The organism is Kitasatospora sp. NPDC059160 (assembly GCF_042755465.1).
Taxonomy (GTDB): Bacteria; Actinomycetota; Actinomycetes; order Streptomycetales; family Streptomycetaceae; genus Kitasatospora.
On sequence record NZ_JBHZCN010000120.1, the window covers coordinates 20433 to 27434 of the forward strand.

The following is a 7002-nucleotide window of genomic DNA, read 5'->3' on the forward strand; positions in this document are numbered from 1 at the left end:
CGCCCAGGTGGATGATCACTCCCCGTTCCCCATGCTGGCAGATATGTCCCGTTATGCTCCGCCGGGTTGAGCCGAACGTAAGCACCGGACCCGTCGTGGGCGTTCCGGCGGTTTCCCCCGGGGCCAACCACCACCAACCGGCACAACACCCCCGCCGGGGGCCGGACGCCCCTGTCCCCCCTCCGGGACGTCCTGCATAATCAGGCCCGATCGCGAGACCCGAGAACCGAGGAGGACCGGCCGATGCCGGACCAGCACTGCCCGACGTGCGGCACCGCACGCTCCACCGGGTGCAGCTGCCTCCCCGACCGGAGCCTCGACGAGACCACCGTCCTCCCGCACCTGGAGGGCCCGCCGCTGGTCCGCCCGTACGTGCCGCAGGCGCCCGAGCAGGTCGCCGACGAGCCGCCGCTGACGGCCGACCCGTTCGCGACCACCGTGCTGCCCCCGGTCGCGCCGGCACAGCCTGCACAGCCTGCACAGCCGATGAGGCATCCGGTGCAGCAGGCCCAGCACGCACAGCAGATGCAGCCGCCGGCCACGCCCCCGCTCGGGCCGGACGCGGACGCCTACGCGACGACCGTCCTGCCGCCCGTCCCGGGCCCCGCACCGGACGCGTACGGCAACGGCGCCACCACCGTCCTGCCCGCGGTCCCGCCGGCCGGACGGCCCGGCCCGGACGCGTCCGGGGACGAGCTCGGCTACTTCCCGTTCGACAGCGGGGCCCCCGGGCCCGACTCCGCCCCCACCGGCGGACGGGCCGCGCGCCGGGCCGCCGAGCAGTCCGAGCGCGGCCCCCTCGCCGGGCGCAAGGGCCTGATCGCGGGCGTCGGCGCCGGACTGCTGGCGCTCACCGTCGGCCTCGCGTACGCCGTGACGCCGTCCTCCGAGCCGACCCGTCGGGCCGAACCGGCGCCCACCACCTCGCTCGCCCCCGCCCCGGTGGAGCCGCCGACCGTGGCCGCCCCGGCGCCCAGCGACCCCACGCCGACCCCCGAGACGCCCAGCCCGAGCGCCACCCGGTCGGCCAGACCGAGCCCCACCAGGACCCCCACCCCCACGCCGACACCCACTCCGACCCCCACCCCGACACCGACGCCGACCCCCACGCCGACGCCCACCCCGACGCTCACGCCCACCCCGTCGCAGACCCCGCGGCTGCTCCAGATGGGAATGAGCGGGCCCGACGTCAAGGCGATGCAGCAACTGCTCGTCGGCGCCGGGTGCGGATTCGTCGACAAGTCGCTCGTCACCGGCACCTTCGACTGGTGGACCCAGACGACGCTGCAGGACTACCAGCGGCAGAACCGGATCAAGGGCGAGAACGGCGTCTACGGCCCCAAGACCCAGGCCGCCCTCACCGCCGACCCCGGCTGCTGAGCGGGGCCGGGCGGGAGGCGGCCGCGCCGTCGGCCGGTCCCACCTCCGGCCACCCGCACCACCTGCTGACCGGCGTCAGCCGGTGATCGCCCCGAAGATGCTGACCCCGGCCAGCACCACCATGATCGCCGCCGCCACCCGGACGATCAGCTTCATCGGCACGTACTTGAGCAGCTTCTGCCCGCCCACGATGGCGATCCCGCCGACCGCGCAGAGCGCCAGCCAGGAGCCCAGGCCGACGGCCAGCGGGTCGGCGTACTTGGCGGCCAGGTTGGCGGTCATGATCTGGGTCAGGTCGCCGAACTCGGCGACCGCGACGACCGCGAAGCTGGTCCCGGCCACCTTCCAGAAGCGGTTCGAGGACGGCTCCTTGGCCGCGTGCCCCTCCTCGTCCTCACCGCCGTGGAACAGCAGCATCGCCGCGCCGACCAGGAACAGCGCTCCGGTGACGCCCTCCACCCAGCGGTGCGGCAGCAGCGAGAGCAGGTGCCCGGCGGCCAGCGCCAGCACCACCTGGAGCAGCATGGCGGCGGCGACGCCCGCGAAGACGTAGCTCGCCCGGTACTTGGTGCCGAGCACCAGGCTGGCCAGCGCGGTCTTGTCCGGCAGCTCGGCCAGGAAGATGATGCCGAACGTCAACGCGGCAACGGTCAAACTCATCGGAGGAACCCCTCGGTCGGCTGTCCGGCCTCCGCAGGTCCGTCAGGGGACGCTTCGGCCCGACAGCACTGGAAATGGTCACAGCACTGCGGCCGAAGGTCTCGCCGGCAGCCGCCATTCGAGCGGTGCCCCGGGCGCCGGGCCCCTGGGGGGCCAGTATGTCGACGGTCCGGTGGAGGGCTACTCCCCTTCAACGCGCTCCAGCCTACCCGACGCCGTGGCCGCCCGGCCCGGCGTCGGCCGTCACCAGACCCCGCCCGACCAGCTCCAGCACCACCACGACCGCCACCGACTCCACCGCCAGCAGCCCGATCAGCACGAACAGCTGCACCGCGCCCGCCTGCACCGGCGAGGCGCCGCCGAGCAGCATCCCCACGAAGGCGCCGGGCAGGGTGACCAGGCCGACGGTGCGGGTCTGGTCCAGCGCCGGGACCAGCGAGGTCGCGGCCGCCGTACGGCAGATCTCCAGCCGGGCGTCCCGCTCCTCGAAGCCCAGTGCCAGCGCCGCCTCCACCTCGCCGCGCCGCTGCCGCAGCTCGTCCAGGGCGCGCCGGCCGGCGAGCGAGGTCGCGGTGAGCCCGCCGCCGATCAGGATGCCCGCGACCGGGATCACCGACAGGCCCTTGAGCGGCAGCAGCCCGACGGCCAGCAGCAGGGCCAGCACCGGCAGCACCCCGGCGCCGATCGGGGCCGCCGCCCAGACCCAGCCGGGGCCCGGGGTCATCCGCCGGCCCGCGGTGCGCACCGCGACCGTGAACATCAGCAGCACGAACAGCGCCGACCACCAGAGCGAGGCGACCACCCAGCTGATCACCGCGGCGACGGCGGCCAGCTGGACGACCGCCCGCAGTCCGGCCCGCGCCACCGCCCGCCCGTGGCCGAGCAGACCCCGGCCGGCCACCGCCACGGCGGCCAGCAGCAGCACCGCGGTGACCACCCCGAGCACCGGGGTGACCGGCAGCAGCTGCCCGGCGCCGGACGCCGCCAGCGGTACGGGTGCCGACGGCGGCGACCACGGGGACAGCGGCATCAGATCCAGCTGGTGAACCACATCCGGTCCTGCCAGGACGACATCGGGATCACCTCCGCCGTGTACAGCGGGTAGAAGAAGGCGAAGCAGCCGACGATCGCGAGCACGATCAGCCCGGCCCCGATCGCCCCGTACCGGCGGCGCTGGGGGCTGCAGCCCACCGGGCCGAGGATCGCACCGAGCATCTGGGCGACGGCCAGGCACAGGAACGGCACCAGCACGACCATGTAGAAGGAGAAGATCGTCCGCTCCTGGTACTGGAACCAGGGCAGGTAGATCCCGGCCACCGCGCACAGCACGGCGCCCGAGCGCCAGTCCCGGCGGAAGAACCAGCGCCACAGCAGGTAGACCAGCGCGAAGCAGGCCGCCCACCACAGGAACGGGGTGCCCAGGCCCAGGATCTGCGCCGCGCAGCCACCGGGGGCGGTGCAGCCGCGCGACCCGGTCGGCACCTGTTCCCAGTACATCGAGACCGGGCGGCCGTCGACCAGCCAGGCGAAGGGGTTGGACTGGTAGGTGTGCGGGGTGCTCAGGCCGGTGTTGAAGTCGTACATCTGCGAGTGGTAGTGCCACAGGCTGCGCAGCGGCGCGGGCACCCAGGTCATCGGGACCTGCGGCAGCGGGATGCCGAAGGCGTGGTCCGGGGAGAGCCCGGCGCGGCCGTCCGCCCAGTGCCGGTCGTAGCCGCCCCCGCCGTTCGCACCGCCGGCCAGCCAGCCGCTCCAGGCGCCGACGTACACCACCACGGCCGAGCCGACCATGGCGAGGAGGGCGGGTACGGCGTCCCGGCGCAGCATCGAGCGCCAGGGGTGGCGGGCGCCGGCGGCGCGGCGGCCGGACTGGTCCCAGAGCACGGTCAGGACGCCGAAGGCGGCGAGGATCGGGGCGCCGTTCCACTTGACGGCGCAGGCGGCGCCGATGAGCACCCCGGCGGCGATCCGCCAGGGGCGCCACCCGAGCCGCACCCCGTCGCCGTCGGTGACCCCGGCGAGCCGGGCGCGGACGTGGTCGCGGTCGATCAGCAGGGCGCCGAAGGAGGCGAGCACGAAGAACATCTGGATGCCGTCGAGCAGGCCGACCCGGCTCATCACCAGCTGGAGGCCGTCGACGGCCATCAGCAGGGCGGCGGTGCAGCCGACCAGGGTGGAGCCGAAGAGCCTGCGGCCGATCCGGGCCAGCATCAGCACGGTGAGGGTGCCGAGCAGTGCGGTCATGAACCGCCAGCCGAAGGGGTGCAGTCCGAACAGCTGCTCGCCGACCGCCATCACCCACTTGCCGAGCGGCGGGTGGGCGATGAACTCGGGCGCGGAGCTGAGCGGGACGGACTGCGGGACGGCCAGGATGTCGGCGTTGGCGTGGTCGGGCCAGGTGCCCTCGAAGCCCTGCTGGAGCAGGGACCAGGCGTCCTTGGGGTAGTACGTCTCGTCGAAGACGAAGGCGTTGGGGTAGCCGAGGTTCCAGAACCGCAGCAGGCCGGCGAAGAGCGCGACGCCGATCGGGCCGAGCCAGCCGGAACGGTCGGCCGCCCAGCGCAGCAGGCCGCGCGGGGCCGGTGCCGGGTCCGGTTCGGCGGTGGCCTGGACCGCCGGGGGGTGCGTGAGCGCCGCTTGCGTCATAGCCTCGCCGATTCGCCTGTCTGCGGGGCCCTGGGGGTTGCTGCACCGGGCCCGGGTCTGCTGCCCCGGCCGGGGCCGGGCGGTCAACAGCCACTGACACTATGTGGCGGTGCCCGGGAAGCCAAGCGCGACGGGCGCCGACCAGGTGACCTGGTCGGCGCCCGTACGAGCGGCTGTACACATGGCCGCACAAGCGGCCGATTCGCTCGGCCGCCCGCCGTCACGCGGCGGTCTGCAGCTCCCGCCCCCGGACCGGGGCCGGGGTGCGGACCACGGCCGGGGCCGCGTTGTCCTGCTCGGCCGTGAGGTACGGACGCAGGCGCAGCGCCAGCACGACGATCAGCAGCGTCGAGCCCGCCATGGCCGCGAGGTAGAGCGGCCAGGTGCCGGAGCCGACCAGCAGCACGCCGACGGCCGGGCCGACCGCGATGGCAATCTGCTTCACCAGGGCGTACCCGGCGTTGTAGGTGCCGAGCAGCCGGGCCGGGGCGAGGTCGGCGACCATCGGGCCCATGGTGGGCGCGAGCAGCGACTCGCCGACGCCGAACAGGGCGTAGATCGAGACGATGGCGACCGTGGCGGCCATGGTCTCGGTCCGGATCAGGCCGGCGACCAGGGCCATCCCCCAGGCGCCGAGCCAGACCACACCGGCCGCGGCCATCGCGGTGGTGCGGCGGCGGCGCGCCGTGATCCGCACCATGAACATCTGCAGCACCACGATGGTGACCGCGTTGGCGCCGATCGCGAGGCCCAGGGTGGACGGCGCGGTGCCGACGGTGTCGGTGGCGAAGGCCGCGACACCGGACTCGAACTGGCCGTAGCAGGTGAAGAAGATCAGCCCGGCGAGGATGCTGAGCCGCACCATCGCCTTGTCGGCGAGCAGGGCGCGCAGGCCGGTCGGGCCGGTCGCCGCGTCCTGGACGGCGCTCAGCTGGGCCTTCGGCATCCGGGCGGTGCCGGTGACCAGGGCCAGGCCGAGGAAGGTGACCGCCTCGATGGTGAACAGCCGGGTGAGGCTGGCCGGGTCGGCGACGTTCACGATCTGCCCGCCGACCAGCGCGCCGATGCCCATGCCCAGGTTGACCAGGGTGAACTGCAGCGCGAAGGCGTGCGAGCGGGTCGCGGCCGTCGAGCAGCGGACGATCATCGTGGCGAGGGCCGGCTGGCAGGTGGTGACACCCGCGCCGAACAGGAACGAGGAGACCAGCAGGGCCGGCGTGCCGGTGGCTTGGCCGAAGGCGAACGCGCCGGTGGCGGCCAGGGCCGCACCCGCCAGCAGCACCGGACGGGGACCGTACCGGTCGATGCCGCGCCCGGTGAACGGGAGGACGGCGAGCGCCGCCAGCGCGAAGACGGTGAACACCATCCCGGCCGCCAGCGAACCCAGCCCGCGCACCTGGTCCACGTACACGAACATGTACGGCATCGTGAACCCGCTGCCGAACGCGCTGAGCGCGTTGCCGATCTGGACGCGGCGCAGCGGGCCGCCCGCCCCACGTCGCTGCTGCCTCTGCTGCTTCACCGTGCCGATCACCGTGCACATCCCTTCCTGTTTCCACTGGAACTCTTAAGCCCAGAAGATTTCAGACCTAAACTCTGCCGAGATAAAGTCTTAGCACCGGAAGACTGCGGAGTCAAAGGCTTAAGGAGTGCACGCCCGTGCGACACTGGTCCGCATGACTACGGACAAGCCGTCGCCGGCTGCCGACAAGCCCCCGCGGACCACTCCCCTGGAGTTCGGCATCGCCGAGCAAGTGGCCCTCTACCAGCGGGAGTTCCCCACCGTCGACCCCCAGGTCGAGACGATCGTGCAGACCCTCAACCGGGTCTCCCGGCGGATGGGCGTCGCGTACGACCGGCAGCTGACTGTGCTCGGGATCACCTCCGCCGAGTGGGAGGTGCTCAAGGCGCTGGTGGTGAGCGGGAGCCCCTACCGGCTGGGCCCGGGCGAGCTGGCGAAGCGGCTGGGGCTCACCCCGGCCGCGATGACCCACCGGATCGACCGGATGGTGGCCGAGGACCTGGTCACCCGGGAGCGGGACGAGTCCAACCGGGTGCGGGTGATCATCGAGCTGACCGAGAACGGCCGCGACAAGTGGCTGGAGTCGATGCGGATGGCCGCGGTGTTCGAGGAGGAGCTGCTGCAGGACGTCGTGGGCGAGGAGCGCACCGCGCTGTCCGGCCTGCTGGCCCGGATGCTGCGGCGGATCGAGGAGAGCCAGCCGGACGCGCTCGGGCGCACGTCCGACCTGGCCTGAGCCGCGGTAGCGGGCCCGGAACGACGGAGTCCGGCCCGCCGGGGGTGCTCCCCCGGCG

At 73.6% G+C, this 7002-nt stretch carries 6 protein-coding genes; 2 read left to right on the top strand and 4 right to left on the bottom strand.

Annotation, left to right across the window (positions count from 1 at the left end; translation table 11 throughout):
- Positions 1-243 precede the first annotated feature (243 nt).
- Positions 244-1380 carry a peptidoglycan-binding protein gene (locus ACFXOZ_RS35770; RefSeq protein WP_380594079.1) on the top strand — a complete coding sequence of 379 codons (1137 nt, stop codon included), beginning with the start codon at positions 244-246 and terminating at the stop codon, positions 1378-1380.
- A 75-nt stretch (positions 1381-1455) separates the two neighbouring features.
- Here the strand turns inward: ACFXOZ_RS35770 and ACFXOZ_RS35775 are convergent, their stop codons facing one another.
- The 4 genes from ACFXOZ_RS35775 to ACFXOZ_RS35790 all read right to left on the bottom strand — a co-directional run bounded on the left by ACFXOZ_RS35775 (position 1456) and on the right by ACFXOZ_RS35790 (position 6208).
- Entirely contained in the window at positions 1456-2040 is a 585-nt protein-coding gene (locus ACFXOZ_RS35775) for a TMEM165/GDT1 family protein (RefSeq protein WP_380407709.1), read from the bottom strand.
- Positions 2041-2245: 205 nt separating this feature from the next.
- Entirely contained in the window at positions 2246-3091 is an 846-nt protein-coding gene (locus tag ACFXOZ_RS35780; RefSeq protein WP_380525229.1) for an ABC transporter permease, read from the bottom strand.
- Positions 3070-4686: a dolichyl-phosphate-mannose--protein mannosyltransferase gene (locus ACFXOZ_RS35785; protein ID WP_380594081.1), complete on the bottom strand. Its 1617-nt coding sequence runs from the start codon at positions 4684-4686 to the stop codon at positions 3070-3072. Before ACFXOZ_RS35785 ends, ACFXOZ_RS35780 begins: the two co-directional genes overlap by 22 nt.
- Before the next feature lie 220 nt (positions 4687-4906).
- The gene (locus ACFXOZ_RS35790; RefSeq protein WP_380594083.1) at positions 4907-6208 is read right to left on the bottom strand and encodes an MFS transporter; all 1302 of its coding nucleotides are present in this window, start codon (positions 6206-6208) and stop codon (positions 4907-4909) included.
- A gap of 154 nt (positions 6209-6362) precedes the next feature.
- Between ACFXOZ_RS35790 and ACFXOZ_RS35795 the strand changes: the two genes are divergently transcribed.
- A complete protein-coding gene (locus tag ACFXOZ_RS35795) occupies positions 6363-6944 on the top strand; it encodes a MarR family winged helix-turn-helix transcriptional regulator (protein WP_380594085.1) in 582 nt (193 codons plus the stop codon).
- Positions 6945-7002 lie beyond the last annotated feature (58 nt).

What these genes read in the sequence shown, in the direction of transcription:
- ACFXOZ_RS35770 (WP_380594079.1), top strand. Translation starts at nt 244, where the DNA reads ATGCCGGACCAGCACTGCCCGACGTGCGGCACCGCACGCTCCACCGGG.
- ACFXOZ_RS35775 (WP_380407709.1), bottom strand. Translation starts at nt 2,040, where the DNA reads ATGAGTTTGACCGTTGCCGCGTTGACGTTCGGCATCATCTTCCTGGCC.
- ACFXOZ_RS35785 (WP_380594081.1), bottom strand. Translation starts at nt 4,686, where the DNA reads ATGACGCAAGCGGCGCTCACGCACCCCCCGGCGGTCCAGGCCACCGCC.
- ACFXOZ_RS35795 (WP_380594085.1), top strand. Translation starts at nt 6,363, where the DNA reads ATGACTACGGACAAGCCGTCGCCGGCTGCCGACAAGCCCCCGCGGACC.